Source organism: Streptomyces profundus (assembly GCF_020740535.1).
In the GTDB taxonomy this organism is placed as follows: domain Bacteria; phylum Actinomycetota; class Actinomycetes; order Streptomycetales; family Streptomycetaceae; genus Streptomyces; species Streptomyces profundus.
The window spans coordinates 6200085-6225930 of sequence record NZ_CP082362.1 but is presented as its reverse complement, the minus strand read 5'-3'; the positions used below and the strand labels follow the sequence as shown (position 1 = coordinate 6225930).

The window sequence follows — 25846 nt, the reverse complement described above, 5'->3', positions numbered from 1 at the left end:
GCTGGTAGCCGGTCCTCCGATGACGACGGGAGACCGGCTCGCCTCAGGCCCTCCGCCTCGGCGTCCGGGTCTATCCCTGCCCACCCCGGGACCTCGCCTCCCACCCGGCGCCGAACCGGGCGCGGGCGGCGGGCGTCCCCGCGCCGGCGCGCGAGCGGCGCCGCGCCGGCTCAGGCGTTGGCGCGGATGGCCACCACGACCTCGGACTCGTCGTGCGGCAGGTACTGCGCCTTGACCACCATCCCCGGCTGAAGCTGCGGGATCGCCGAGGGCGGCACGGCCTTGCTCTGCTCGATGTCGAAGGAGGAGCCGTCGGGGCGGGACACCCGCAGCGTGTACACCAGCACCGAACGGTTGCCCTCCACCTCGCCGGTGGGCCGCATCTCAAGGACCACGGCGCGGGTCAGGTAGCCGGCCTCGGCGATCCGCAGTTGCTTGGGGGTCATCTCCCCCTTGGCCACCCTGACCCGGTTGATGGCCGCCTGCATCTCGTCCGGCGGCGCGTCGGTGGCGAGCGCGACCTTGCCGTCCGTGCTGCCGGGCAGGTAGCGCACCGGGACCACGGTGCCGGGCACCACGAGCGCCAGCTCCGTGAGGTCGACGAGCTGCCTGGCCACCCCGCGGAAGGACTGGCCGTCCAGGGTGTCGACATCGAGCAGGATGTCCATCTGCGGCTGGTCGTTGACGGTCAGCCCGGTGCGTTCCATCGACACGACGGTGCCCATGCCGATGGGCGCGTCGCGGAACTTCTTCGACACCTTGACGCCGGTCGCGCCCTCCAGCATCCGGCCCACGGTGAAGAGGTGCGGCACAAAGAAGATCAACAGCGCCGGGCCGACCAGCCAGCCGTTCAGCCAGGCGAGGCCGTCGTCCCCCGCGAGACCGGTCAGGACATAGGGAATGCTGAGCGCGACGCCGATCGCGGCGAGCAGCCAGGCGAACACCTTCATGGTCATTGTTCCTTTCGAGATTTGTTCGAGCAGTACGGGTTGTCAGTACGTGCTCGGTCAGTTCGGGTTGCCGAAGAAGTCGGTGCCGCCGATGGAGACCACCCGGAGGGAGCCGTCCGGGCCGACCAGCAGCAGCTCGTCGAGGTCGCTCAGCCGCGCGTCGGGGCCCGCGGCGGGGAGCACGCTCTGACCGCCGGGCGCCGAGAGGGGGTTGCCGAGCTTCTCCCCGATGACGCGGCTGGAGAGGACCTCGCCGGTCTCCAGGGAGACCACCGTCAGCCGGTAGTTCTCCCCCGCCGCGTCGGCCGCGTCCTGGATCAGCACATGCCCCTGGTCCGCGCCCATGGCGACCAGCGTCGGCTCGTCCAGGTTGGCGGCGCCGGGGAGACCGGGCAGCCACGCCGTGTCCGGCAGCCCTGGAAGCCCCGGCAGCCCGTCGGCGCCGGTGTCGAGCGCCGCCTCCAGCTGCTCGCGCAACTGGTCGGTCACCCCGGGCGGCATGCCGTCGGGCAGCAGGTCGACGAGCTGCTCGGTGAGTTCCTCGGCCGGCAGGGAGTCCACGCCCTCCAGGCCGACGGCGTCGGCCATCGCCGCCCGCAGCCCGGAGGTGAGCAGGATCTCCCCCTCCCGGAAGACCTGTCCGCCCAACTGCCGCTCCCGGCGCTCCGGGTCGGTGAGCACCAGCGTGCTGGCGGGGGCACCGGGTGACCTGGGGATCATCGCGAGGGAGCCCCAGTCGCCCGCCGACGCCGAACTCCCGGTGGTGGCCTGCTCGTCCACGTTCAACGCGCTGTCGCCGAGGCGATCGGCCCAGGTGGCCGCGGTGTCCTCGTCGGCGGGCACCGCCTCGATCCCGCCCAGCGGAATGCCGCGCACCTCGCCCATCATGTCCAGGGCGACCACCATCCGGCGGGCGCTGTCGTAGGCGTAGGCGTCGTCCGAGGCGATGTAGTCGGCGCCGAGGCCCGGGATCTCGTCCGGGTGCGCCACGGTCGAGCCGTCGAGCAGGTCGACGATCCGCAGCCCGTCGTCGGTGACGAGGTAGACATACTCCGGGCTGGTCGCCAACACGGCCGCCTCCCAGATGAGTTCGTCGGAGAGGCGGACGTCCCAGACCCGGTCGCCGGTCCTCAGGTCCACCGCGACCAGCCGCTTCTGCCACATGTCGCCGAACATCATCTGGACGGGGTTGGTGTTGCCGTCCCGCTCGTAGGGCACCAGCGCCAGCGCGCCCCTCGGGGTGGCGGCGATGCCGAGCCCCGGCTGGATGGAGACGGTGGGGTCGGGCATGGCCGTCCAGATCGTGCCGAAGACGAGGCCGGTGATGCCCAGCGGCAGCAGGGCGAAGCGCAGGCCGAAACCGCGCCTCGATCGGACCGGAGCGGGGATACGCGGCTCGTTCGGCGTGCCGTAGGGCGAGGTGATCCGCCCCGGTACGCGCGGCGGGTTCCACCGGCTCGATCCGCCGGCCGACGCCGCGTGGGTCGCCTGGTGTCGCACGGTCCTCTCCTCCCGTCGAGGGCTTGAGAGTTCCAAGGTGGCGGACGTCCGACAGCTACCGATCACAGAAACGGCCAACGGGATCACCGCGCAGATCGAGCCGGTTACCATGCGAGCATGTCCCCCGCGACCGCCACCACCGCCCGCGCGCCGGCGACCGTGCCGAGGGCGCTGCTGATCGCCGAGGTCTGGGCCGAGTTCGGCGCGGACGTCGCGCCGTTGAGCAACGGCCTGGGCCAGCCGCTGGCCCGCACGGTGAAACTGCTGCTCGATCCGCTGGTGCTGCGCCCCGTGCTCAACCCCAGGTTCGCGGCCGGCCCGGTGCGCGGCGAGCACGTCGACGAGCTGCGCGCCACGCTGCGCGAGGCCGGCCCGAGACTGGCCGCGACCGCCGCCTGGTTCACCCAGCTGAAGCGGGCCAGGCGCGCCGCCCGGATCACCGAGGGCAACCCGCAGGACCGTTACTTCCAGCGCTGCTACGAGTTGGCGAGCACGCTGGGCCCGCCGGGCGCCGACGCGCCGCGGGTGGCCGCCGAGGTGGTCGACGAGATCCGCGAGGCGGCCGGCGAGTTGACCGTGGAGGCGCTGCGCCGGTTTGTCACCGACCCGGCCCAGGCCGCGGCGCTACGCGCGGAGCTGACGGCCGCCTGGGCGGCCCGCGCGGCCACCGACCAGGGCGCGGAGGTCCCGGCCGATCCGCCGGAGTTGGCGGCGCTGCTGGACCAGCTCGCCTCCGGCCCGGACCGGGCGCTGCTGGCCGCGCTGCTGGCCCAGGGGCTCGGCTCGCGGGACGCGGCCTCGCTGGCGGCGCCCGGCGCCGCCCTGGACTGTGGGCTGACCAGGCGGGAGCGGGTGGTGGCCCCGGAGTTGGGCGAGCGCGCCTCCAAGCGGAACCTGCCGCCGCCGTTCGACCGTTCCGTCTTCGAGCGGCTCTTCGCCGGGTTCACCGCCACGTTCCACCGGTCCACCATGCCGGGCCTGCCGGCCCTGGTCCGGCAGGAGATCCACCGTTCGGCGGCGCCCTGGCAGTTGGCCGACGAGGCGGGGCGGCTCGCGATGGTGCTGGGGCGGCGGGCCAGCGCCGGGCTGGATCCGGAACGCACGGCGGGCACGGACGCGGCGGGCACGGACGCGGCGGTCCGGCTGGCGGCCCGCTGGCGGCGCGAGCCCTTCGTGCACCGCGCGCTGCGCCTGCCCCGGCCGGCCGGCGCCGGCGTTCTTGAGGTGCGGCAGGCGTATCTGCGTCGGCTGTGGGTGCGGCTGCACGGCCGGGAGCTGCGCGGCGAGCCGCTGGCCGCCGAGGTGCTGTGGGATCTGCTGGACGGGGTGCTCCGCTCCGTGATCATGGACCAACGTGACCGGCTGCGCGCGGTGTTGGATCGGGCCGCGGTCTCCGGCGGGCCGGCCGACCCACCGACCGGCCCGGCCACCGACTCGCCGGCCGACTCGCCGAGCGGCGAGGAGCGTCGGCCATGAGCGGGACGGTGCGGGTGCGGCGGGTCGACGGGGCGCTGCGGGTGGGGGCGCCGCCGACGCATCCGGAGTGGACGGCGCTGGTCGAGGCCAGGGGCGCGGTGCTGACCTGGGACGTGACGGCCGAAGCGCCGGTGCCGGCGGCCGAGATCCACGATCCGGCGCCGGCCGCCGACTGGCTGTGGCAGGTCTACGGCTCGGCCGCGGACGCGGTGCTGGCCGTCTCCGACGGCGAAGCGCTCGCCGAGGTCGCGCTGCCTCCCGACGCGGGTCGCTCGCCCGTGGCGCTGGCGCTGCGGCGGCTGGCCCTGCTCGGCTGGCAGGAGGCGTGGTGGCCGGCCTCCTTCGTGGCCGGCGTGCCGGCGCTGCCGGCCGCGCTGCGGCTCGTCGAGGCGGCGGTCGTCGCCGCCGATGTGGAGGAGCTGTTGGACGACGAGGACGCGGTGGAGCGGCTGCTGCTGCGGGCCACCGCGTCCGGGCATCCGCCGGCCGCGCTGGCGGCGCTGTTCGACCACCCCGAACTGGGCGATCAGGCCATGGAGTTGGCCCAGCGGCTGGCGGAGGTCGCGGAGGCGTGGGGGGTGCCGCCCACCGCGCCGGCGCGCGCCGAGCCACGGCCGGCGGCCTGGGCGCTGGCCGCCGGCGGCGCGGTCGGCGACGGCCTCGGCGGGCCGCGCGGCGGCGGCCCCGTGGACTGGACGCTGGTGCCCGCGGGTCTGGTGGACGCGGGCGCCGAGCTGCGCTGGGCCCTGGTGCGGCGGCAGGACCGTTCGCTGCTTGAGGTGGCGGTGCCCCGCGCGCCTGGCGCCCCGGTCGAGGCGGCGGCGCCGCTGCGGGCGCGCGGCGACGGGGTCGAGTTCGAGCTGGGGATGTCGGACGACGGGCGGGAGTTCGTCGGCGCGGGGGCGGTGGAGCCGACCGCGCTGCTGGTGCCGGCGGCGCGGCGCCGCGTCGTCGTCTGGGCGCCGGAGTTCGCGCCGGCCGGGGCCGAACCCGCGCCGGCCGCCGAGCTGGTCGAGCGCCAGTCGGCGGTGATCGCGTATGCGCGGGCCCGGTTGGCCGCGCCGGACGGCTCGCTCGCCGAGCGGGCCGCGGCGCTGCTGGGGCACGACGAGGGCTGAGGCACGGGAGCTGGCCGTCGTCGGGCGGCCAGGGGAACCGGAGAGGCGGGAGGGGTCGGCATGGCCGACGAGGAGAAGGAGCCGGTGGGCCTGCCGGGCGTGGGGGCCGCTTCGCCCCGCTGGCACCGCTGGCGGGATCTGCACAACGAGGGCACCCTGCTCCTCCAGGACGGCCGACCGCACCACGCCCGGAGTCCGTTGGCAGCGGCCTACGCCGAGACCCAGGTCCAGGACGTGGACGAGGAGGGCCTGCTGCACCGGGCCACCACGGCCACCAACATGGCCGGAGTGGCCGAGGCGGAAGGCGACCTGGCCGAGGCGGAGCGGCTGATCACCGAGTCCGTCGAGCTGTCCGCCGGCCTGGGCGGCTATGCCGGGGCCCAGGCCACGCTGGTCAACTCGCTGGTGTCCCGCGCCCAGTTGGCGATGTCGACCGGCCGGCCGACGGCGGCCGACGCCGATCTGGCGCGGGCCTTCGCGGTCGCCGACGAGCTGCCGGAGCCGGGCGATCTGCTGGCGTTCACGCTGCATGGCGCGCGCACCACGCTGTGGATGGTCACCGGCGAGCTGGCCGAGGCGGAGCAGGAGGCGCTGATCGCGCTGGACATCGCGCTGGCGTTCCGCCCCGAACTGGCCGTCTACCCCTGCGACAACCTGGCCCGGATCGCGCTGGCCTGCGACAACCCGGAGGCTGCCGAGGAGTTCCGCCGGATCGCCGAGGATCCGGCGCTGACGGCCGAGGAGTGGGGGACGGCGGACGGCATCGTGATGGTGGGCGCGGACGACGGCGCGCCCGATCCCGCGGTGCTCGCCCCCGGCTCCCGCGCCGAGTTGGCGCCCTGGCCGCTCGGCCCGCGTTGGCGTCGTTCCGTGGCGCTGAACCTGGAGGGGGTGCGGCATGTCGCCACCCATCAACTCGCCGAGGCCGACGGCCTGTTCCAGGCGGCGGAACGTGCCACCCGGACGGTCGGGGGTGGCCTCGACGCGTTGTTCTGCCGTGCCAACGTGCTGATCAACCGCACCGGGATCGCCAGCACCCGTGGGGACGCGGAGGGCGCGCTGGGGTTCGCCGAGGAGGCGGTGGAGGCGCTGGTCACGGTGGTCACGGCGGTGGGCGCCGACCACGGCGCGGCGGCCGTGCTGGCGCAGGCACGCCAGCTGCGCGCCGCCATGCTGCGCGAACTCGGCCGCCACGCCGAGGCGTTGGCCGAGCTGGCGCGCGTCGAGGAGCTCCTGCCCTCGCTGGGCGCGGGGCGGCACGCGGCCGAGGTGTGGTGGCGGCTGCTGCGGACCACGCTGCTCATGGTGACGGGACGGTTCGCCGAGGCCGCCGACGAGGGCGAGCGCGCGCTGGCCCTGGCGCAGGAGCACGCGCCGTGGCTGGCGCCCCGCGCGTATGTGATGTTGGCCGAACAGGCGAGCGGCATCGGCGACAACGAGACCAGCGCGACCCGGCTGCGGCTGGCCAGGGAGCTGTTCGCGGCGCTGGGCGAGACCGAGGGCGAGGTGGCGACCCTGGTGAGCCTGGGGCGCCTGGACTATCTGGCGGAGCGCCCCGAGGAGGCGCGGCGGCACTACGACGCGGCGGAGGCGCTGCTGCCCCCGGAGGGCGCCGCCCAGATGCGCGCGGCCTGCCGGCATGGCCGGGCGGCGGTTGCGGTGAGCTCGGGCCGGGCGGAGGAGGGCCTGGCGCTGTTGCGACAGGCCCTCGACGAGTGGGGCGAGGGCCGGACGCCGCTGGTGGAGATCGCCTTCCACCAGGTGGCGGGCAGCGCCCATGCCGCGCTCGACAACCACGCCGAGGCGGAGCGCTGTCTGCTGACCGCCCGGCGCCTCGGGCAGGACCACTACGGTTGGCATCTCGCGCTGACCGTGGACTGGTGGCGGGCCCACACGCATATCAACTGGGCCGCGGATCTGGCCGACGAGGCCCAGCGTGCCCCGTTGCTGGACACGGCGCTGGACTTGGCGGTGCCGGCGGCCCTGGCCGCCGAGGCGGCGCGCCAGTTCTTCACGGCCGGCGTCGCCCGGGAGCGCTGGGTGGCGCTGGCCGCCGCCCCCGCCACCCGGGCGGCGCTGCTCGCCATCCGGAGCCTCGGGGACGCGGCGCTGGGCGTCGCGCTGCTCGACCACCTCGCGGCGACCGTCTCGCTGCGCCTGCACGAGCCGGCCGCGAGCGTCCCGAGCGCCGGGCCCCCCGATGTGCTGACGGTGCCGCTGCCGACGCCCGCCCCCCTCACGAACGACCAGCTCTCCTATGCCGCTGCCGGGCTCGGCCTGGTGTCCACGGGCGACGAGGCGTTCCCCGCGCCCCAGCTGGCGCTGCCGCCCCGGGTCCGGGTGGCGACTGAGGTGCCGTCGCCGCTGGAGCCGTGGATCGAGCGGGCCGAGGAACGCTATGGCTTCCCGATCCGCTCCGCCGAGGTGGTGCGCGCATGGTGAGCGAGCGACGCGAGGTGCCCGGCGACGGCGCCGGAGGGCCGACGGAGGCCGAGTTGGACGGAGTGCTCGGCGTCCGTGCCGGGGTGCCCTACGGCCCGCGCTGGGCGGAGCACGCCGCGCTGGTCAACAAGGCCGTGGTGCGGCACGGGCGCAACGGTGGGAAGCGAGCGGTGCCCCTGCTGGAACGGGCGCTGCGGGCCACCGAGGTGCCGGACGTGGACGGTGAGGGGCTGGATCTGCGCGCCCGGGTGCTGGGCAACCTCGCCGCGCTCGCCGAGGGCAGGGGCGAGGTGGCCGAGGCGCTGCGGCTGGCCGACGAGGCGCTGGCGGCTGGCGAGGCGGCGGAACGCCTGCTGGGCGACACGCGCTCCACCAGCGCCGTGCTGGTCAGCGTGCTGATCAACCGGGCGCAGACGCTTCAGGTGCCGGGCCGGTTCGAGGACGCGCTGGCCGACTGCGACCGCGCCGCCACGCTCTCCACGGGCCCCTACACCGGCCATGCAGCGCTGCTCGGTTTCCATCTGCACAACACCAGGGGCTGTGTGCTGATCGGCCTGGAGCGCTATGCCGAGGCGGAGGCCGAGATCCAGCGGGCGCTGGCCCTGGCGCTTGAGCGGGAGCCACGGCTCGCCGGGCACGCCTACACCAACCTGGGCCTGCTGGCGCAGCGTTCGGGCGACGCGGCCGGCACCCTGGCGCGTCTGCGGCAGGCCGGGGAGTTCCACGAGCTGGCCGGCGACCCCTCGGCGCTGGCGCTGCTGGAGGAGAACCTGGCGCGGGTGGCGTTGGAGGGGCGCCGTCTCGGGGAGGCCGAGCGGCGTTTCCAGCAGGCGCGTCGGGCGTACTCCGGGCTCGGTGCCGAACACCAGGCGGCCGGCGCCAGGTTCGGGGAGGCGCTGGTGGCCTTCCTGCGTGGCCGGCCGCTGCGCGCCCGGAAGATCCTGCGGGAGGCGGCGCCGCCGCTGGAGCGGGTCGGCGAGGTGTCGGCGCTGGTCGAGTGCGAGCTGCTGGCGGGCGATATCGCGGCGTGCGCGCTGCGTTTCAAGCTGGCCGAGGACCACTATCTGGCCGCGCGGGCTCACTGTGTGGCGGCGGGCAGGCTGCATGACACGGCCCGGATCGATGTGCGGCGGGCCCGGGTGGTGATCGAGACGCTGCGGTTCGCGGTCCGCCGCAAGGAGCGGGAGCGCCGGCTGGGGGCCGCGCTCAACCTGGCGCTGCCAGCGGCGCTGGCCACCGACGCGATGCGGCACGGCTTCCCGCCGGGGCCGACCAGGGAGCGGTGGTCGCGGGAGGTCACGGGGCCGGCGGTGACGGTGACGCTGCGGATTCTGACGCTCCTCCAACAGCCCCGGCTCGCCATGGAGTTGGTCGAGAACCTCGCCGCGTCCAGCACGCTGGTGCTCGACCGGGCGCCGCGTCCTCTCGCGGACGACGTCCGGGGGCTGCTGACGGACTCCTCGCCGGGGGCGATCGTGCCGGAGCCGTTCCCCGTCCCGGCCGAGGCGGGCGTCGGGGCGTTCGCCGCCTCGATGGTCTGGACGGGGAGCCAGGGCGGTTCGGACGCGTTCCCCGCGCCGCGCTTCGCGCTGCCGCCCCGGCTGCGGATCTTCGACGCCGAGGAGACCGAGTTGGACCACTGGATCGAGGCCGGCGAGGAGCGCTACGGCCGCCGGATCCGCTCGGACGACCGGCTGCCGGTCTGGTGACCGGCGAGCACCGCCGAACACTGGCCGAAAACAGCTGGCCGACGGGACGAGAACCGCACCGGGGTGCGGACCAGGCAGAGGAGAACACGGTGAGAAAGTCGGCCAACCCCCCGCTCGACCTCCGCGTGGTGGAGAACCTGGACGGCACCGTCCACACCTTCCAACCGACGGTTCAGCTGAAGTACGTGGACGCGGGCGACCTCTATCTCACCTGGCGCTGGGAGCACGCCCCCGACGAGCCCCGGGTCATGCTCTTCGAGCGGAGCGAGGTGGCCGGGGTGCTGGACGAGCTGGCCCGCGCGCTGCCGACCCCGCTGCCGGGCGAGACCATCGAGGAGGCGCTGACCAGGGCGTTGACCCGTGGCCCGCTGGTGGACGTGGCACGGGAGAGCGATCTGCTCGGCCGGCTGACCACGGCGCTGATCCCGTATCCGCTGGGCGCCGAGCTGCGCCTGCTGGTGGAGCGCGGCATCCGGCCCCGGCTGCGCGTCCAGCCGTCGCCCTCGACCGGCCAGGTGCCCTGGGAGGCGCTGCGCGTGGACGACGAGGAGCGCCTCGTCGAGGTCCTGGACGTGGCCACGCTGCCGCCCGCCACGGTGCGGCACTCGCCCGAGCGCCGGATCTCCCCGTGGCGGCCGGAGGGGCCCGTGGTGGCGGCGCTCGACCCCAGGGTGCCGGGGTTCGCCGACCACACCGGGCTCGGCTCGGTGTTGGGCCCGGTCGCGGCGGATTCGCCGCTGGCCGCGATGGTGACCCGGCTCGGCGAACGGCTGCGCCCCACGGGGTCGGCGGCGGACGCCTTCCGCCGCCCCGGGCTGAGCAGGGAGGTGCTGGAGCCGCTGCTGGCGGAGGCGTCCAGGTTCCTCTATGTGGGGCATGTGACCACGGCGGACCACGGCCTGGACGCGCGGCTCCATCTGGGCTGCGGCGTGGACAGCACCGGGCGGGCCGCCCCGCTCGGCGGGCACCGGCCGCTGACCGCCGCCGATCTGGTGCTCGGCCACCGCCCGGACGACCCCAGGCCGTGGCGGATGCCCAACCGGGTGGCGCTGGTGGCCTGCGAGAGCGGCGGCGAGGTGCGGTTCGCCGAGCCGACGGGGCTGGTGGCGGCGGCGATCCACACCGGCGCCGAGTATGTGGTGTCGACCCGCTGGACGCTGCCGACCGACGAGGGGGTGCGCCGCTTCGCCGCCGGCGCAGCCCCCGGGACCACGGTGGTGCCGGCGTCCGTGATCGCCGTGGACGCGGCGCAGGACGCCCCCGATCCGGTGGTCGCGCTCAACGACTGGCAGCGCGAGCGGGCCGTGCGCTGGCGCCGGCACGGGGACCTCGCCGACGCCCCGTTCACCTGGGCCGCGTTCACCACCACCCACGGATAGGGCCTGGCCGACGCCCGCGACGCGGGCCCCGTGGGGAGCGGCTGTCGAGTCCGGCGGCGGCACGAGATATCTTGATGTCGAGCAATGTTGCAGACGTGGAGTGGAGCATCCGGTGACTGAGTCGACCGTCATCTACACACAAACCGACGAGGCCCCGGCCCTGGCGACGTATTCCCTGTTGCCGGTGGTCGAGGCCTATGCCGCGACCGCCGGGGTCCGTGTGGAGATCCGTGACATCTCGCTGGCGGGCCGGATCATCGCCAGCTTCCCCGAGCGGCTCGACGAGGGTCAGCGCGTCGAGGACGCCCTCGCCGAGCTGGGCGAGCTGGCCGGGACCCCCGGGGCGAACATCATCAAGCTGCCGAACATCTCGGCATCCATCCCCCAGCTCAAGGCGGCCGTCGCCGAGCTGCGGGAGCGCGGCTACGACCTGCCGGACTACCCGGACGAGCCGCGCACCGACGAGGAGCGGGAGGTGCGCGCCCGCTACGACAAGGTCAAGGGCAGCGCCGTCAACCCGGTGCTGCGCGAGGGCAACTCCGACCGCCGCGCCCCCGCCTCGGTGAAGAACTACGCCAGGACCCACCCGCACCGGATGGGCGCCTGGTCGGCCGAGTCCAGGACCAATGTGGCGCATATGACCGCCGACGACTTCCGCACCAGCGAGCGCTCGGCGATCATCCCCGCCGCGACGTCGCTGCGCATCGAGCTGGCGGCGGCGGACGGCACCAGCACGGTGCTGCGCGAGTCCGTACCGGTGCTGGACGGCGAGATCGTGGACGCCTCGGTGCTGCGGGTCGCGGCGCTGCGGGAGTTCCTGACCGCGCAGATCGCCCGTGCCAAGGCCGAGGGCGTGCTGTTCTCCGTGCATCTGAAGGCCACCATGATGAAGGTCTCCGACCCGATCATCTTCGGCCATGTGGTGCGCGCCTTCTTCCCGAAGACCTTCGCCGCCCACGGCGAGACCCTCGCCGCCGCCGGGCTGAGCCCCAACGACGGCCTGGGCAGCATCCTCAAGGGCCTTGAGAGCCACCCGCGGGGCGCCGAGATCAAGGCCTCGTTCGACGCCGAGCTGGCCGCGGGACCGGAGCTGGCCATGGTGGACTCCGACCGGGGCATCACCAACCTGCATGTCCCCAGCGATGTCATCGTGGACGCCTCGATGCCCGCGATGATCCGCACCTCGGGCCACATGTGGGGCCCGGACGGGGCGGAGGCCGACACGCTGGCCGTCATCCCGGACAGCAGCTACGCCGGCATCTACCAGGTGGCCATCGACGACTGCCGCGCCAACGGCGCCTTCGACCCCTCGACCATGGGCTCGGTGCCCAACGTCGGGCTGATGGCGCAGAAGGCCGAGGAGTACGGCAGCCACGACAAGACCTTCGAGATCCCGGCCGACGGCACGGTGCGCGTGGTGGACGGCTCGGGTGCCGTGGTGCTGGAGCACGAGGTCAGCACCGGTGACATCTGGCGGATGTGCCAGACGAAGGATGTTCCGGTCCGCGACTGGGTCAAGCTGGCCGTCAACCGCGCCCGCGCCACCGGGGACCCGGCGATCTTCTGGCTGGACGAGACCCGCGCGCACGACGCCAGCCTGATCGAGAAGGTCCGCGCCTACCTGCCCGAGCACGACACGGAGGGCCTGCGGATCGAGATCCTGGCGCCCGTGGACGCCATCGCGCTCTCCCTGGAGCGCATCCGCAGGGGCGAGAACACCATCTCGGTCACCGGCAATGTGCTGCGTGACTATCTGACCGACCTGTTCCCGATCCTGGAGCTGGGCACCAGCGCCAAGATGCTCTCCGTGGTCCCGCTGATCAACGGTGGCGGCCTCTTCGAGACGGGGGCCGGCGGCTCGGCGCCCAAGCATGTGCAGCAGCTGGTCAAGGAGAACTATCTGCGTTGGGACAGCCTGGGCGAGTTCCTGGCCCTCGCGGTCAGCTTCGAGCACCTCGCCCAGCGGACGGGCAACGCGCGGGCCCAGATCCTGGCCGACACGCTGGACCGGGCGACCGCCACGTTCCTCAACGAGGACAAGTCGCCCAGCCGTCGCCTGGGCGGCATCGACAACCGGGGCAGCCACTTCTACCTGGCGCTGTACTGGGCCAGGGAGCTGGCCGCCCAGACCGAGGACCCGGCGCTGGCCGAGGCCTTCGGGGCGCTGGCCAAGACCCTGGGTGAGCAGGAGGAGACCATCGTCGCCGAGCTGGTCGCCGTGCAGGGCTCGCCGGTCGACATCGGCGGATACTACCTGCCGGACGCCGCCAAGGCGGCGGCCGTGATGCGCCCGTCGAAGACGTTCAACGAGGCCATCTCCACGCTGGGTTGAGCCTGAGCGAAACGCCCGCCGCACCACTGGTGCGGCGGGTTCGTTCGTTCGCGCGACGCCAGCGGCTCAGCAATGGTCGTGCTGGCGGGCGATATGACGGTCCATCAGCGCGAAGACGCCCTGCTGGTCGCGCTGTCGGACGAGGTCGACCAGCGTCAGATGCTCCTCGGCCGAGGCCCGCAGCCGGCCGTGTCTGGCCAGCGGGGCGAGCGCGTGCAGCCGTGTCTGTAAGCCGAGTTGGGAGACGGTCTCGACGATCCTCGGGTTCCCCGCGTAGCGCAGCAGCTCCAGGTGGAAGTCCCGGTCCGCCTCCGCGTAGTCGAGCAGCTCGCCCCGGGTCGCGGTCTCGACCGTCCGCACGGCCAGCGCGCGCAGCCCCGGGAGGTCCTCGCGCGGGATCAGCGGCACCACCCGCCGGACGGTGACCGGCTCGATCAACAGCCGTAGTTCGGTGATGTGTTCCAGATCCGCCTGCGACACCTCCGTCACCCGGAACCCCCGGTTCGGCAGCGAGGTCACCATGCCCTCGCGCACCAGGTCCAGCATCGCCTCCCTGACCGGGGTGGCCGAGACCCCGAACCGCCCCCCGAGCGCCGGCGCCGAGTACACCGTGCCCGGCTCCATCTCGCCGGAGATGATGGCGGCGCGCAGGGCGTGTGCGACGGTCTCCCGCAGGCACTCCCGTTTTCTGAGCGTGGTGGTTCTGCCGTGGATCATGCGGTCCCCATCGTGCGTTCCCCCGCTGGTGCCGGTCGAGCACCCGCGTTGCCGAGGAGACTGCCGCCCCCACGGCTGCACGGCGCATCCTGCCGGGAGTTTCCCGTTCCGTCGAATCGCACCCGCAAGGACCTGCCATCGAACACGCGTCTCCCGGCGCGCCGGCAGCGGTGGCCCGGTGGCCTGCGGGTGGACGCCCGCCGCGAAGCGGCCGTCGGTGACCTGATGGTGGCGCCTGTCGTCGCCCCCGGTCACCCGGCGGCTACCGGCCCCAAGCGGAACCCCCGCGGGCCACCGCCCTCATGAATCCGACCGGCCACCATATGCGCTCTGTCCTGGGGAAGCCGGATGGCGCCCCGGTCGGCGACGAGAGGCCCGGCGGCCGAAGCGGAAGACCGGACCGCGCCGGCCGAACCGGACATCCCGCCGAGCTCCGCACGGCCGCGGGTGCTGTTGGGGGCGGTCACCGAGTTCACCGGATTGCGGAAGCGAACGCCCACGCGTCAGAACCACTCGGACTTGTCCACGACATTGACCAGTTCGGCGCCCTCGACGAAGCGGCGGGCGTTCTCCCGCAGCACATCGAAACGCCGCTCGTCCGCGTGCGGCCCCGCACCGGCCACATGGGGGGTGAGCAGGGCGCGCGGGTGGCGCCACAGCGGATGGTCCGCCGGCAGCGGCTCCGTCTCGAACACGTCGAGCGCGGCGGCCCGCAGCCGCCCCGCGTCCAGCGCCTCGACCAGGGCGTCCAGCCGCACGATCGGGCCGCGCCCCACGTTGACCAGCAGCGCCTCGGGCCGCAGCAGCGCCAGCCTGCGGGCGTCCAACAGCCCCTCGGTGCGCGGGGTGTGCGGCACGGTGAGGACGACCAGGTCGGCCTCGGGCAGCCGGGCGTCCAGCGCGTCCGCCGGATGCAGCGCGGCGAACCCGGGCGGCGCCTCCGTCAGCCGGGCGTCCACGCCGACCACCCGGCAGCCGAACGCGGCCAGCAGCCGGCCCACCTCGGCCCCCACCGCGCCGGCGCCGACGACCAGCGCGGTGGCACCCGCCGGCGGCCACACGGCGGCGGCGTCCCAGTTCGGCGCCCAGACGGCGGCCGACTGCGCGCGGACATAGCCGGGCAGGTCCCGGGCCAGGGCGAGGACCAACGCCAGGGTGTGGACGGCGACATGGTCGGTGTAGGTGTCGCGCATATTGGTCACCTGGGCCGGGTGCGCCACCAGGTCCGGGTGGTAGAAGCCGGGCGGCGGGCCGGCCTGCGGCGCCTGGAGCCAGCGCAACCTCGGTGCGCGCGCCAGGAGTTCGGGCGACAGCGTGCCATAGGCGGCGTCCGCTCCGGCCAGCGCGTCGGCCGCCGCCTCCTCCGTCTCCGGGCGCAGCACACGCAGCCCTGGCACCTCGTCGGCCAGCCGGCGCGGCCAGTCCGCGGTGGCGTCGGCGTGCGGGGGCACCATCACCAGCGTGGGCGGGGTCGGGGTGTCGTTCATGCCAGGGTCGCCATGCCTTTCTCGGTGATCTCGTGAAGCAGCGGCCGGCCCGCCCAGCGGCGGGCCGGCTCCTCGACCGTCGCACGTCTCATGGCACGCCGCTCACCAGCGCGGCATCACCGGGTCCCAACCGGGATCGACGGCCCGCATCGGGGTGATGTCGTCGCGGGTGTCGAAGCCGCAGCGCAGGTACTGCTCGGCCAGCTCGCCCAGCGCGTCCTCGGCCAACTCCACGCCGAGGCCAGGGCCTTCGGGCACGGCGAGGGAGCCGTCGGTGAACCGGAAGGCACCCGGCCGCACCACGTCCTCGGTCAGATAGGGGTGGTGGGTGTCGCAGGCATAGGTCAACTCCGGTACGGCTGCGGCCAGTTGGGTCATCGCGGCGAGGCTGATACCCAGATGCGAGTTGGAGTGCATGGACAGGCCGAGGCCGAACGTCCGGCAGATCGCGGCCAGTCGGAGCGAGGCCCGCAGCCCGCCCCAGTAGTGGTGGTCGGAGAGCACGATCCGCACCGCGCCCTTCGCGACGGCCGGCGGCAGATGGTCGAACTGGGTGACGCACATGTTGGTGGCCAACGGCACCTCCGTCCGGCGGGCGACCTCGGCCATGCCGCCGATGCCGGCCGTCGGGTCCTCCAGGTACTCCACCACGCCGGCGAGCCGCCGCGCCACGGCCAGGCTGGTCGGCACCGTCCAGGCGGTGTTGGGGTCGAGCCGCAGCGGGTGTTCGGGGAAGGCGGCGCGCAGCGCCTCGATCGCCTCGGCCTCCGCCATCGGCGGCAGCACCCCGCCCTTGAGCTTCAGCGAACGGAAGCCGTACCGGTCGACCATCCGCCGGGCCTGGGCGACCACCCCGTCCGGGTCCATCGCCTCGCCCCACCCGTCCGCCGGATAGCCGGGGTCGGGAACGTGCGCGGCGTGCTTGAAGAACAGATAGCCGCTGAACGGCACGGCGTCCCTGACCCGGCCGCCGAGCAGTTCCGCCACCGGGCGGCCCAGCGCCTTGCCGCGCAGGTCCCAGCAGGCCACCTCGAAGGCGGAGACCACCGTGGCGACCGTCTTCGCGTGCCCGGGGGCGCCGATCAGACCGTGGGTGGCCGGCCCGGCCGAGCCGGCCAGCGCCTCGGCGACCAGCCGCTCCAACGCGTTGAGGTCGAACGGGTCGGACCCGGCGAGCCGGGGTGCGACGGCCGCCAGGGCGTCCAACACCCCCCGGTCGCCATAGGTCTCGCCCAGTCCGACGAGGCCCTCGTCGGTGCGCACCTGGATGATGGCGCGCAGCGCGTAGGGCTGGTGCACCCCGTGCACATTGCGCAGCGGCGGGTCGCGGAAGGCCACGGGGGTGATCGTGGCGCCGGTGATCAGCATCCGCGCTCCGTTCCGGGGGTGGCCGCCTTCCTGGCCCAGTCGAGATCGGTGGCCAGCAGCTCGGCCACCGGGACGGCCGGCTCGTTGTACTGGCCGGAGAGGCAGACCGGGCCCGCCCAGCCCAGGGTGGTCAACGTGCCAAGGGCCGCCGACCAGTTGGCGAGCCCGTCGGGCGCGGGGACGAACCAGGTGCGCCAGTCCCCGCCCACCGCGCCCGACGGCTCCTCGGTCCTGGCGTAGTGGGCGTTCTTCAGGTTGACGATGGCCAGCCGGTCGGCGGCCAGCGGCAGGGTGACGCGGGGGTCGTCGCCGGCCAGGGCGTCGTGCGCGGCGTCCCAGACCAGTTGGAAGTGCTCGGGCGGCAGCCCGTCCAGCAGGTCGAGCACGCCGAGCGTGGTGGAGATCCAGCGTCCGTGGTGGGGCTGGACGCCCACCCGCACACCGTAGCGCTCGGCCAACGGCGCGACGGCGGCCAGCTGTTCGCGGTTCCTGATGACGGAGGCCGCGTAGCCGTCGGGGCCGAGTTCGGCCATGATCCGGATCAGCGGCACCTCGGCCGCTGCGCAGGCGGCGAAGACCGGCTCGGTCAACTCGCTGGCGACGCTGATCACTTCGACGCCGTCGGCGCGCAGCCTGCGGGCGAAGGCCGGCAGGGTGCGCTCGGCGTCGGCCGGGGTGAGACGGGCGCCGTCCCTGACGGGGACCTCGGCGCCGGTGAAGCCGAGCCGGGCGACCAGCGGGCCCAACTCGTCGGCGGGCAGGGACAGCCAGGGCTTGGTGAAGACGGACCAGTGGAATGACATGGGTTCAGCGGCCTCCGAGCCCGCTCATGGTGATGCCTCGGACGAACCAGCGTTGGGTCAGGAAGAAGAGCACGATCAGCGGAATGGTGGTGAGGGTGGCGGCCATCAGCAGCAGGTTCCACTGGGTGCCGTTGGTGTCCTGGAACACCTGGAGTCCGACGGACGCGGTCCTGGTGGCGTCGCTGTTCGAGATGACCAGCGGCCACAGCAGGTTGTTCCACTGGCTGATGAACTTGAAGACAAAGAGTGTCGCGATGGCGGGTACCGCGAGTGGAACGATCACCCGGAGAAACACTTGCCAACGGTTGGCGCCGTCGAGTCGGGCGGCCTCCTCGTAGTCCCTGGGGATGCCGAGGAAGAACTGCCGCAGCAGGAAGACGCCCAGCGCGGTGAACGCGTGCGGCAGGATCATCCCCGGCCAGGTGTCCACGCCGTGCATCTTGGCCACGATGATGAACTGCGGGATCAGGGTGACCTGGGCCGGGATCATCAGGGTGGCCAGATAGACGCCGAAGATGGCGTTGCGCCCTGGGAAGTTGAGACGGGCGAAGGCGTAGGCGGCCAGTGCGGCCGTGACGGTCTCCAGCAGCGCGGTGCCGCCGGCGAAGAACACGGTGTTGAGCAGGTAGCGGCCCAGGGGCACCAGGTCGAAGGTGCGGCCGATGTTCTCCCAGTGCCAGGTGCTGGGCCAGAACGACGGCTGGGCGGCCATGGACTCGGCGTCCGACTGGAAGGCCACCAGCACCATCATCACGATGGGGAGCAGCGTGATGCCGGTGACCAGGAAGCAGGCGAAGACCAGCAGCTTGCGTCTGACCAGCTGGCGGGTCGGCACCGGGCGGGGCGCCGGCGCGGCGCGACGCGGCTGGACCAGCGGCGGGGCGTCAGATGTCATAGTGCACCAGCCTCCGCTGGAAGAGGAACTGGATCCCGGTGATCAGGGCGATGAAGGCGAACAGCACCAGGGACTGGGCGGCGGCGTAGCCCTGTTCGTAGTTCTGGAATCCGGACTGATAGATGTACATGACCAGCGTGGTGGTGCTGGAGCCCGGCCCGCCGTTGGTCATCACCAACGCCTGGTCGAAGACCTGGAACGAACCGATCACCGAAGTGACGATCACAAAGAACATCGAGGGCGACAGCAGCGGCAGCGTCACATTGCGAAAAGACCCCCAGGCAGATGTTCCATCCACCTTGGCTGCCTCATAGAGCTGTTGCGGAATGGCTTGGAGGCCGGCCAGAAAGATCACCATGCCGAAACCGAAGCTCTTCCAGACGCTCATCAGGATCAGCGAGGGCATCGCCCAGGTGTCGGAGATCAGCCAGGCGGGTCCGTCGATGCCCACCAGGCCGAGCACACTGTTCATCAGCCCGTCGTGCGGTATGTAGAGCCAGATCCAGACGAAGGCCACGGCCACGGTGATGGTGGCGTAGGGCAGCAGCAACAGCGAGCGGAAGATCGCCATCCGGCGCAGCCCGTGGTTGAGCAGCAGCGCCAGCGCCAGGCTGACCACCATCGTCAACGGGACGCTGACCAGGGTGAAGTAGGCGGTGTTGCCGAGCGCCGACCAGAAGGTCGGATCGGGCCCCAGCCGGGTGTAGTTCGAAAGGCCAGCGAAGGTGGGTGGGCTGAAGAGGTTCCAGTGGAGCAGCGAGATCACGCCGGCGGCGACCACGGGGCCGGCCGTGAAGATCAGAAAGCCGACGAAACTCGGCGTGAGAAAGAGCCAGGCGGCGAAGGTCTCCGAGCCGAAGCGGCTCGGGCGCCCCCGACGCCGGGGTCGGCCCGGTGGGCTCCCCGATGTGGCGATGGGTGTCTCGACGGCCATGGCGTCCTCCTGGTGCCGAGCGAACGGGTGGGTTGGGGATGGGGGGTGTCACGCGGATGGGCGACTGGGGGGACCACGGCCGGTCAGTGCGCGGCGCCGGCCCGGATGTGGTCCTGGTGCTGGCGCATCAGGACGTTGAGGCGCGGGGTGAGCCCGTCGATGGTCTCGGTGACGCCGCGCTGCCCGAGGAACGCGCGCGGCAGGTCCTGCCCGAGCAGCTGCCGCACCTGGTTCCAGTTCGTCGTGACGTCGAACGGGTGGCCGCCGGCGACCTCGCCGGCCAGAATCCGTTGCACCACCGAGAGGTTGTCGGGGGGCGGCGCGAAGGCGGTGCCGGCCGACAGCCTGGCCGGGTTGTTGCGGCCGGCCCTGGCATAGATGTTGAGGGCGTCGGTCGAGGTCAGCACCTTGAGCAACTCCCAGGCCAGCTCCAGGTCGTCGCCGCGCACCGCGGCGGGGATGGCGAAGCTGGACCCGGACACCCGCGGCTTGCTGCCGGCGGGCCCGGCCGGGAAGGGCACGATGTCCCAGTCGAACGAGGCGCCCCGCACGTTCACCACCTGCCAGGGCCCGTTCTGCATGAACGCGACGTTGCCTTCGAGGAAGTTCGCGAGGGAGTTCTCGGTGACCAGGTTGCTGATCGGCGGGGTGACGCGGTCGCGGACGAAGAGGTCGATCACATAGTGCAGCGCCTCCATCGCCTCGGGCGCGTCCAGCGCGCTGGCGTCCTCGCGCTCGTTCATCACGTTGCCGCCGGCCGAGTAGATCCAGGAGACCAGGTCGTCGATGGACGGTGCGCAGGTGAAGCCGTACTGGTTGTCCGGGCCGCTGAGTTGGATGGTCAGCTCGCGGAAGGTGTCCCAGTCCATGGGCTCGGTCGGGTGCGGCGGCTCGACGCCGTTCTCCGCCAGCAGCGTCCTGTTGTAGTAGAGGACGGTGGGCGCGACATCGAATCCGATGGCGAAGGTGCGATCGTCGAAGGACGAGATGGAACGGATGTCGGGGTAGAAGTCCTCCGGATCGAACTCGGGGTCGGCCGCGATCAGATCGTCCAGCTCGCGGTGCGCGCCGCGCGCGGCGTAGGTCGGTATGAGCCAGCCGTTGAGGGCGGTGACCAGGCTGGCGGTGCCGCTGACCAGCTGGAGGTCGAGCTTGGTCACATAGCCGTCGGACGGGGTCAGTTGGGAGGCCGACCGGATGCCGAGCCGCTCCTCGACATGGGCGCCGAAGTCCGCCCAGACCTGGCCCTCCTCCGGGCTCGACGACCACATGGACCAGGTGGCGGTGCCGTCCGGCGGCCCCGACGAGCAGCCGGCCAGGGAGCCGGCGGCGGTCAGAGAGCCGAAGGCGGCGGCACCCCGCAGCAGGGAGCGGCGGGAGATCCCCTGACTTCCCTTGAACGTGTTGGTAGCGGCGGACATCGTCGTCTCCTCGCGTGGTCAGTTGAGGGCGAGGTCCAACGCCTCGGCCCTTATCCGCTCCTCGTCGACCTCGACGCCGAGGCCGGGGGCGGTGGGAACGGCCGCGACGGCCGCCTCGATGGACAGGTTGTCGACATAGAGATCGGAGAGCAGCTCGGGCCCGTTGAGCTCGGCGGGCAGGGCCAGCTCCAGTTGGCTGAAGAGGTGCACGGCGGCGGCGAAGCCGATGCCGCAGTCGGTGAGGCCGCTGGCCAACACCTCGACGCCGCCGGCCAACGCGACCTGGGCGGTCTTGAGCGCGTTGCGGATGCCGCCGGCCTTGCAGATCTTGACGACCACCAGATCGGCGGCGTCCAGGCGCATCGCCCGGGACAGGTCCTGCGCGCTGAAGCTGCCCTCGTCGATCGCGAGCGGCAGGTCGATCAGCGTGCGCAGCCGGCTGAGCCCCAGGGTGTCGGTGGAGGGCACCGGCTGTTCCACGCAGTGGATGCCGGGCACGTCCCGGACGCCGTCCAGCAGTTGGAGCAGCGCGGCGGGGCGGTAGGACTGGTTGGCGTCCAGCCAGATGGGCTTGCCGTCGACGGCCTCGGCGACGGTGCGCACCGCACGGGTGTCGGCCTCGACATCGCCGCCGATCTTCACCTTGTAGGCGGCGTAGTCGGCGGAGGCCAGGGCGTGTTCCCTGACGGCCTCGGGGGTGCCGACGCCGATGGCGGAGCAGAGCGGCAGCTCGTCCCGCACCCGGCCGCCGAGCAGCGCGTGCACCGGCAGCCCGGCGAGTTTGCCGGCCGCGTCATGGAGCGCGATATCGACGGCGGCACGGGCGAACGGGAAGCCGTTGGAGACGGAGGGGCTGAGCCGGCGGTTGGCCTCGCGGTGGAACAACTCCACGTCAAAGGGGGTGAGTTCGAGCAGGATGGGCGTCAGATGGCGTCGGATGACGACCGCGATGGTCTCGGCCGTCTCATAGCTCCAGCTGGGCAGCGCCCGCTGCTCGCCCCAGCCGACGACGCCGTCCTCGGTGGTGAGCTTGACGAAGACGACGGCTCCGGCCTGGTCGGGGGTGCCAACAGCGCCGCTGCCCAGCACGAAACGTCGGGCGAACGGGACGGTCACGGCAAAGACCTCGACCGCCGTGATGCGCGACATGGCAGGTGTTCCTTTCGAGGGGGGGACGTACCGGTGGGTGGTCCTGGCGAGCGCTCAGGCGGCAGTCGGCCAGGCCGCCGGGTCGACATGGGTCGGACCGAGCGTGCCGTGGTCGAGCCAGCCCAACGCATCGCCCAACACCGCGCCGGCCAGAGCGAGATGGCCGTCCACGGTGTCCCCGGCGACATGCGGGGTGAAGAGCAGGTTGGGACAGCCGAGCACCGCCTCGGGCAGGGTCGGCGGCTCGGGGTCGTAGACGTCGAGCGCGGCGGAGATCCGACCGGCCAGGGCCGCCTCGAAGAGCGCGTCCTGGTCGATCGAGGGCCCACGGGCCGAGTTGACGACGACGGCCCCGTCGGGGATGACCCGCTCGATCATCGCCCTGGTCACCATGCCCTTGGTGGCCGGCAGGTCCGGCACATGGAGCGAGGCGAAGGGGCAGGCCAGCGCCTCTTCGAGGGAGGCCCGGCGGACGCCGAGCGCGGCGGCCCGGTCCTCGTCCAGATAGGGGTCGTAGACCAGCACCTCGCAGCGGAACGGCTCCAGCAGGCTGATCAGCGCGCGGGCGGTGGCGCTGGCGCCGATCAACCCGACCCGCTGGCCGGCGAGTTCGCCGCCCCGGAACGCGGTCTGCTTCCAGCCGCCGCCGCGTACCGCCGCGTCGAACCTGGGCAACCGCCTGGCGAGCGTCAGCATCGAGGCCAGGCAGTACTCGCCGACCGACCAGGCGATGCGTCCCGCGGCCGAGAAGACCGTGACGCCCTGGTCGAGCACCTCGCGGTCGATCAGCCGCTTGACGGTGCCGGCGGCGTGGGCGACGACGCGCGGTCCGTCTCCGTCCGACCAGATCGCGGAGTCCAGATGGGGGGTGCCCCAGCTGGTGAGCAGCACGTCATGACCGGCGGCCAGCCCCGTGACGCCCTCGGCGGTGAGCGGCTCAGCCGCCCAGGTGGTGGCGAAGCGCTCCTCCATCAGGGCTCTGGCCTGAGGACCGCAGACATCCTCGGCACGCTGGGCGGTCATGGCGACGGCGAGTTTCAACAACCTGGCTCCTTGGCCGAAACGGTGAAGGTGGCCGTTACGGTAGAGCCGGCAGTTATGCCCGTCCAAGCCCCGTTCTGCATCATCCGATACTGTGCCGGTATGGATATCTCCCTCCAGCAGCTGCGCGGGTTTGTGGCCGTGGCCGAGGAGCAGCACTTCGGCCGCGCCGCCGCGCGGCTCAACATGACCCAGCCGCCGCTTTCACGCCAGATCCAGGCGATCGAGCGCGGCCTCGGGGTGCTGCTCTTCGAGCGGGTGGGCAGGGGCGTGCGGATCACCCCGGCGGGCGAGACCCTGCTCGCCTACGGCCAACGGGTGCTGGCCCTGCTGGAGGCCGGCCCCGCCGCCGCCCGACGCGCCGCGGACGACCACCCCAGCACCCTGCGCCTCGGCTTCACCGCCATCGGCGCGTTCGCCGTGCTGGCCGAGACCCTGGATCTGGTGGGCCGTCAGCTGCCGCACGCGGCGGTGGAGTTGGCCGAGATGGTCAGCGCCGACCAGTTCACCGCCCTGGGCGAGCTGCGTGTCGATCTGGGCCTGGTGCGCCCGCCGATCCCCGAGCCCTACGCCTCCGTGCTGGTGCACTCGGAGGAGCTGCTGCTCGCGCTACCGGCCGACCACCCCCAGGCCGAGGGCGACACCCCGATCGGCCTGGCCGATGTCACCGACGACTACATCGGCTACGCCCCCGAGGGCTCCCAGTACCTGCACGACATCTGCGCCGCGATGATCGGCGTGGACCGCTACGCCGTCAGCCAGCTGACCTCGCAGGTCCCCACCATGCTGGCCCTGGTCCGGGCCGGGCTCGGCTGCGCCCTGGTGCCCCGCTCCATCACCACGATGTCCGTCCAGGGCGTCCGCTACCGGGAGCTGGTCCCGGCCGACACCCACTCCGTCACCCTCCACGCCTGCTGGAACCCGGACAACCCCAACCCGGCCCTCAAGCCCCTCACCGAAGCGCTGCTGGCCGGCCCCGAGCCCCGCTGAGCCCTTCCGGGGGCGGGGCCGGGCGTCGCGGCCGGACGCCTACGCGTCAGTCGTTGATCGAGTCGTCGACCATGTTGACGGTCTCGTCGGGGCAGCTGATGTTGACCTTGAAGTCCGGCCAGCGGGCCTCGCAGATGACGGCGGTCCGCTCCACGTTCCGGTAGACGGTGATGGTGACGTCCGTCGACGCGTCGAGACTCCCGGCGTAGTGGCCGATGGCCGCCATGGCGTGCGGAGGGCCGGCGTCATCCATCAGGAGGGCAACCCATCCGGCGTCCAACTCCTCCTCGGCGACGGAGTACTGGAGCACCTCCCTGCTCTCCTCACCGCCGCCGTCGTCATCGCCGCCGCAGGCGGCCAGTCCGAGGACCAGCCCTGCGGCGGCCAGGGCGGCGGGGATGCTCCGTCTGTGTGTCATCCGACCAAGATGCACTCTGACGAACCGTCAGCACGACGCTCTCCGTGCCATGTATCGCCCCGTGAGCGCCAAATCCCGTCACAGCGCGGCGAAGAGGTCGTCGAGCGGGGCGGGGGTGCGGGCGGGGTCGAGGGCCTCGACGAGGACGCGGCCATAGTGGATCTTGCGGCCCTTCTTGGTGCCGAAGAAGCGACGCAGCTGCTGCTGCGCGGTGCGGCCCCGCTGCGCTGGCTGGTGCAGAAAGGTCTGGAGGGCACGGGCGTCGCCCTCCGCGCGGACCAGCTCCGTCACCCTCGCGGTCCCCAGCGCGCGGATCAGCTCGTCCTCCAGATCCGCCGCACAGACGAAGAACGGCTGCGCGGGGGTAGGGCCCGGCTCCAACGCGCGGGCGTAGAAGGGGCGTTCGCGCTCGTCGCAGAGCCCGACAAGACGGAGGCCGAGCCCGGCAGGGCCGAGCAGCTGGGCGAACCGGCCGACGCTCATGGCGCCGCCCATCGCCAGCACGCAGACGCCCTCGGCCGCCAGCTCCCTGCCGCGTCGAGCGGCCAACGCCTCGACCGCCGCGACATCGCTCGGCCCTTCGAGCAGCACCACCGCCCTGACGGGCAGCCGCGCCGCCAACTCCCCCGCCGCCCCGACGTGGCCGCCGGCCGCCCAGCCGGTGACCGCCTCGCGGAACGCCCTCATGTCAGCCATGGGGGAGTCTTGCACGGAACGGCACGGCGGAGGGGCGCGAGCAGGGGCCGAGCTGGCGGCGCCGAGGACGACGGCCGGCCCGGCGAGCCGCTCGCCGTCCCGGTGCCCGTCGCACACCTCCCGGTACTCCCCGTCGCCGCTGTGGCCGGCCTCGCGCCGACCGGCGGGCGTCGACGCGTCGGGGAGGGAGGCCGTTTCCGCGTGCGCGGGGGTCAGATCTGGTTCGCCCCGCCGTCGACGTAGAGGTTGGTGCCCATGACGTAGCCGCTCTCCGGGGAGGCGAGGAAGGCCACCGCGGCGGCGACCTCCTCCGGGCGCCCGATCCGGCCGGCCGGGACCTGGGTGGCGATCTGCGCCTTGTAGGCGGCCGAGTTCTCCTCACCGACGAGCTCGGTGACGCCGGAGGTGTCGATCGGTCCCGGCGAGATGGCGTTGACGCGGATGCCGCGGGCGGTGAGTTCGCTGGCCCAGGTGCGCGCGAAGGACCGGACGGCGGCCTTGGACGCCGCGTACAGGCCGAACGCCGCAGCGCCCCGGTCGGCGTTGGTGGAGGCGTTCAGGATGACCGAAGCGCCGTCGTTGAGGTGCGGCAGCGCCTTCTGCACGGTCAGCAGAGTGCCCTTGACGTTCACCCCGAAGGTGCGGTCGAAGTCCTCGACGGTGATCTGGTCCAGCGTCGCGAACGAGGCGGTGGCCGCGTTGGCGAACAGCACGTCCAGGCCCTGCCCGCGTTCGCGCACCAGGTCGTACAGCCGGTCCAGGTCGGCCGGGTCGGTGATGTCGCCGGGCACCGCGGTGACCGCGGCGCCGATGGACTCGGCCGCCTCCCTCAGTTCGGCCTCGCGCCGGCCGGTGATGAACACGTGCGCGCCCTCGGCCGCCAGCCGGGCGGCCGTGGCCCGGCCGATGCCCCGCGTGCCGCCGCCGGTGACCACGGCCGTCTTGCCTTCGAGTGTCCCCATGACCTGCCCCTTTCTTTCTGTCCCGATCGGAACAGAAGGCCAACCGTAGCACTTCTGTT

Annotated in this window: 21 protein-coding genes; 7 read left to right on the top strand and 14 right to left on the bottom strand. The window is 73.0% G+C overall.

Annotated features, from left to right (window positions below; genetic code table 11):
• Positions 1–170 precede the first annotated feature (170 nt).
• On the bottom strand, positions 171–956 hold the full coding sequence (locus K4G22_RS26915; RefSeq protein ID WP_228083045.1) for a hypothetical protein: 786 nt from the start codon (positions 954–956) through the stop codon (positions 171–173).
• A gap of 51 nt (positions 957–1007) precedes the next feature.
• Complete coding sequence (locus K4G22_RS26910; protein WP_228083044.1) at positions 1008–2450, bottom strand: PA2928 family protein; 1443 nt, start codon at positions 2448–2450, stop codon at positions 1008–1010.
• A 117-nt stretch (positions 2451–2567) separates the two neighbouring features.
• On the opposite strand from K4G22_RS26910, the gene K4G22_RS26905 reads away from it, so the two are divergent.
• The 6 genes from K4G22_RS26905 (at position 2568) to K4G22_RS26880 (ending at position 12906) form a co-directional block, all read left to right on the top strand.
• A complete protein-coding gene (locus tag K4G22_RS26905; protein WP_228083043.1) occupies positions 2568–3926 on the top strand; it encodes a hypothetical protein in 1359 nt (452 codons plus the stop codon).
• Positions 3923–5044 carry a hypothetical protein gene (locus K4G22_RS26900; protein ID WP_228083042.1) on the top strand — a complete coding sequence of 374 codons (1122 nt, stop codon included), beginning with the start codon at positions 3923–3925 and terminating at the stop codon, positions 5042–5044. Before K4G22_RS26905 ends, K4G22_RS26900 begins: the two co-directional genes overlap by 4 nt.
• Positions 5045–5104: 60 nt before the next feature.
• Complete coding sequence (locus K4G22_RS26895) at positions 5105–7486, top strand: hypothetical protein (protein WP_228083041.1); 2382 nt, start codon at positions 5105–5107, stop codon at positions 7484–7486.
• Complete coding sequence (locus tag K4G22_RS26890) at positions 7480–9195, top strand: tetratricopeptide repeat protein (RefSeq protein WP_228083040.1); 1716 nt, start codon at positions 7480–7482, stop codon at positions 9193–9195. Before K4G22_RS26895 ends, K4G22_RS26890 begins: the two co-directional genes overlap by 7 nt.
• Before the next feature lie 89 nt (positions 9196–9284).
• Positions 9285–10574 (top strand): CHAT domain-containing protein, encoded by a 1290-nt coding sequence (locus K4G22_RS26885; RefSeq protein ID WP_228083039.1) that lies wholly within the window; start codon positions 9285–9287, stop codon positions 10572–10574.
• 112 nt (positions 10575–10686) lie between these two features.
• Positions 10687–12906 (top strand): NADP-dependent isocitrate dehydrogenase, encoded by a 2220-nt coding sequence (locus tag K4G22_RS26880; RefSeq protein ID WP_228083038.1) that lies wholly within the window; start codon positions 10687–10689, stop codon positions 12904–12906.
• A 66-nt stretch (positions 12907–12972) separates the two neighbouring features.
• On the opposite strand, the gene K4G22_RS26875 is transcribed toward K4G22_RS26880, so the two are convergent.
• The 9 genes from K4G22_RS26875 to K4G22_RS26835 form a co-directional block, all read right to left on the bottom strand.
• Complete coding sequence (locus K4G22_RS26875; RefSeq protein WP_228083037.1) at positions 12973–13623, bottom strand: GntR family transcriptional regulator; 651 nt, start codon at positions 13621–13623, stop codon at positions 12973–12975.
• A 503-nt stretch (positions 13624–14126) separates the two neighbouring features.
• Complete coding sequence (locus K4G22_RS26870; RefSeq protein ID WP_228083036.1) at positions 14127–15110, bottom strand: D-2-hydroxyacid dehydrogenase; 984 nt, start codon at positions 15108–15110, stop codon at positions 14127–14129.
• Between the two features lie 102 nt (positions 15111–15212).
• Positions 15213–16478 carry a glucarate dehydratase family protein gene (locus tag K4G22_RS26865; protein WP_228083035.1) on the bottom strand — a complete coding sequence of 422 codons (1266 nt, stop codon included), beginning with the start codon at positions 16476–16478 and terminating at the stop codon, positions 15213–15215.
• Positions 16472–17281, bottom strand: coding sequence for a sugar phosphate isomerase/epimerase family protein (locus tag K4G22_RS26860; RefSeq protein ID WP_228083034.1), 810 nt, complete (start codon positions 17279–17281; stop codon positions 16472–16474). The genes K4G22_RS26865 and K4G22_RS26860 overlap by 7 nt, the downstream gene beginning before the upstream one ends.
• 4 nt (positions 17282–17285) lie before the next feature.
• A complete protein-coding gene (locus tag K4G22_RS26855) occupies positions 17286–18176 on the bottom strand; it encodes a carbohydrate ABC transporter permease (RefSeq protein ID WP_228083033.1) in 891 nt (296 codons plus the stop codon).
• The gene (locus tag K4G22_RS26850; RefSeq protein WP_228083032.1) at positions 18166–19110 is read right to left on the bottom strand and encodes a carbohydrate ABC transporter permease; all 945 of its coding nucleotides are present in this window, start codon (positions 19108–19110) and stop codon (positions 18166–18168) included. The genes K4G22_RS26855 and K4G22_RS26850 overlap by 11 nt, the downstream gene beginning before the upstream one ends.
• Before the next feature lie 83 nt (positions 19111–19193).
• Positions 19194–20531 carry an ABC transporter substrate-binding protein gene (locus K4G22_RS26845; RefSeq protein ID WP_228083031.1) on the bottom strand — a complete coding sequence of 446 codons (1338 nt, stop codon included), beginning with the start codon at positions 20529–20531 and terminating at the stop codon, positions 19194–19196.
• An 18-nt stretch (positions 20532–20549) separates the two neighbouring features.
• Complete coding sequence (locus K4G22_RS26840; RefSeq protein ID WP_228083030.1) at positions 20550–21680, bottom strand: mandelate racemase/muconate lactonizing enzyme family protein; 1131 nt, start codon at positions 21678–21680, stop codon at positions 20550–20552.
• A 54-nt stretch (positions 21681–21734) separates the two neighbouring features.
• On the bottom strand, positions 21735–22703 hold the full coding sequence (locus K4G22_RS26835) for a hydroxyacid dehydrogenase (protein WP_228083029.1): 969 nt from the start codon (positions 22701–22703) through the stop codon (positions 21735–21737).
• 120 nt (positions 22704–22823) lie between these two features.
• Between K4G22_RS26835 and K4G22_RS26830 the strand changes: the two genes are divergently transcribed.
• Complete coding sequence (locus K4G22_RS26830; RefSeq protein ID WP_228083028.1) at positions 22824–23711, top strand: LysR family transcriptional regulator; 888 nt, start codon at positions 22824–22826, stop codon at positions 23709–23711.
• Positions 23712–23757: 46 nt separating this feature from the next.
• On the opposite strand, the gene K4G22_RS26825 is transcribed toward K4G22_RS26830, so the two are convergent.
• The 3 genes from K4G22_RS26825 to K4G22_RS26815 form a co-directional block, all read right to left on the bottom strand.
• Entirely contained in the window at positions 23758–24129 is a 372-nt protein-coding gene (locus tag K4G22_RS26825) for a hypothetical protein (RefSeq protein WP_228083027.1), read from the bottom strand.
• Between the two features lie 78 nt (positions 24130–24207).
• Positions 24208–24825: a TOPRIM nucleotidyl transferase/hydrolase domain-containing protein gene (locus K4G22_RS26820; protein WP_228083026.1), complete on the bottom strand. Its 618-nt coding sequence runs from the start codon at positions 24823–24825 to the stop codon at positions 24208–24210.
• A gap of 212 nt (positions 24826–25037) precedes the next feature.
• Positions 25038–25787, bottom strand: a complete 750-nt coding sequence (locus K4G22_RS26815) for an SDR family NAD(P)-dependent oxidoreductase (RefSeq protein WP_228083025.1) — start codon at positions 25785–25787, stop codon at positions 25038–25040.
• Positions 25788–25846 lie beyond the last annotated feature (59 nt).

Excerpts from the sequence above, each read along its gene's own strand:
- K4G22_RS26915 (WP_228083045.1), bottom strand. The coding sequence starts at position 956 with ATGACCATGAAGGTGTTCGCCTGGCTGCTCGCCGCGATCGGCGTCGCG.
- K4G22_RS26905 (WP_228083043.1), top strand. The coding sequence starts at position 2,568 with ATGTCCCCCGCGACCGCCACCACCGCCCGCGCGCCGGCGACCGTGCCG.
- K4G22_RS26900 (WP_228083042.1), top strand. The coding sequence starts at position 3,923 with ATGAGCGGGACGGTGCGGGTGCGGCGGGTCGACGGGGCGCTGCGGGTG.
- K4G22_RS26895 (WP_228083041.1), top strand. The coding sequence starts at position 5,105 with ATGGCCGACGAGGAGAAGGAGCCGGTGGGCCTGCCGGGCGTGGGGGCC.
- K4G22_RS26890 (WP_228083040.1), top strand. The coding sequence starts at position 7,480 with ATGGTGAGCGAGCGACGCGAGGTGCCCGGCGACGGCGCCGGAGGGCCG.
- K4G22_RS26875 (WP_228083037.1), bottom strand. The coding sequence starts at position 13,623 with ATGATCCACGGCAGAACCACCACGCTCAGAAAACGGGAGTGCCTGCGG.
- K4G22_RS26870 (WP_228083036.1), bottom strand. The coding sequence starts at position 15,110 with ATGAACGACACCCCGACCCCGCCCACGCTGGTGATGGTGCCCCCGCAC.
- K4G22_RS26865 (WP_228083035.1), bottom strand. The coding sequence starts at position 16,478 with ATGCTGATCACCGGCGCCACGATCACCCCCGTGGCCTTCCGCGACCCG.
- K4G22_RS26860 (WP_228083034.1), bottom strand. The coding sequence starts at position 17,281 with ATGTCATTCCACTGGTCCGTCTTCACCAAGCCCTGGCTGTCCCTGCCC.
- K4G22_RS26855 (WP_228083033.1), bottom strand. The coding sequence starts at position 18,176 with ATGACATCTGACGCCCCGCCGCTGGTCCAGCCGCGTCGCGCCGCGCCG.
- K4G22_RS26850 (WP_228083032.1), bottom strand. The coding sequence starts at position 19,110 with ATGGCCGTCGAGACACCCATCGCCACATCGGGGAGCCCACCGGGCCGA.
- K4G22_RS26845 (WP_228083031.1), bottom strand. The coding sequence starts at position 20,531 with ATGTCCGCCGCTACCAACACGTTCAAGGGAAGTCAGGGGATCTCCCGC.
- K4G22_RS26840 (WP_228083030.1), bottom strand. The coding sequence starts at position 21,680 with ATGTCGCGCATCACGGCGGTCGAGGTCTTTGCCGTGACCGTCCCGTTC.
- K4G22_RS26835 (WP_228083029.1), bottom strand. The coding sequence starts at position 22,703 with ATGACCGCCCAGCGTGCCGAGGATGTCTGCGGTCCTCAGGCCAGAGCC.
- K4G22_RS26830 (WP_228083028.1), top strand. The coding sequence starts at position 22,824 with ATGGATATCTCCCTCCAGCAGCTGCGCGGGTTTGTGGCCGTGGCCGAG.
- K4G22_RS26825 (WP_228083027.1), bottom strand. The coding sequence starts at position 24,129 with ATGACACACAGACGGAGCATCCCCGCCGCCCTGGCCGCCGCAGGGCTG.
- K4G22_RS26820 (WP_228083026.1), bottom strand. The coding sequence starts at position 24,825 with ATGGCTGACATGAGGGCGTTCCGCGAGGCGGTCACCGGCTGGGCGGCC.
- K4G22_RS26815 (WP_228083025.1), bottom strand. The coding sequence starts at position 25,787 with ATGGGGACACTCGAAGGCAAGACGGCCGTGGTCACCGGCGGCGGCACG.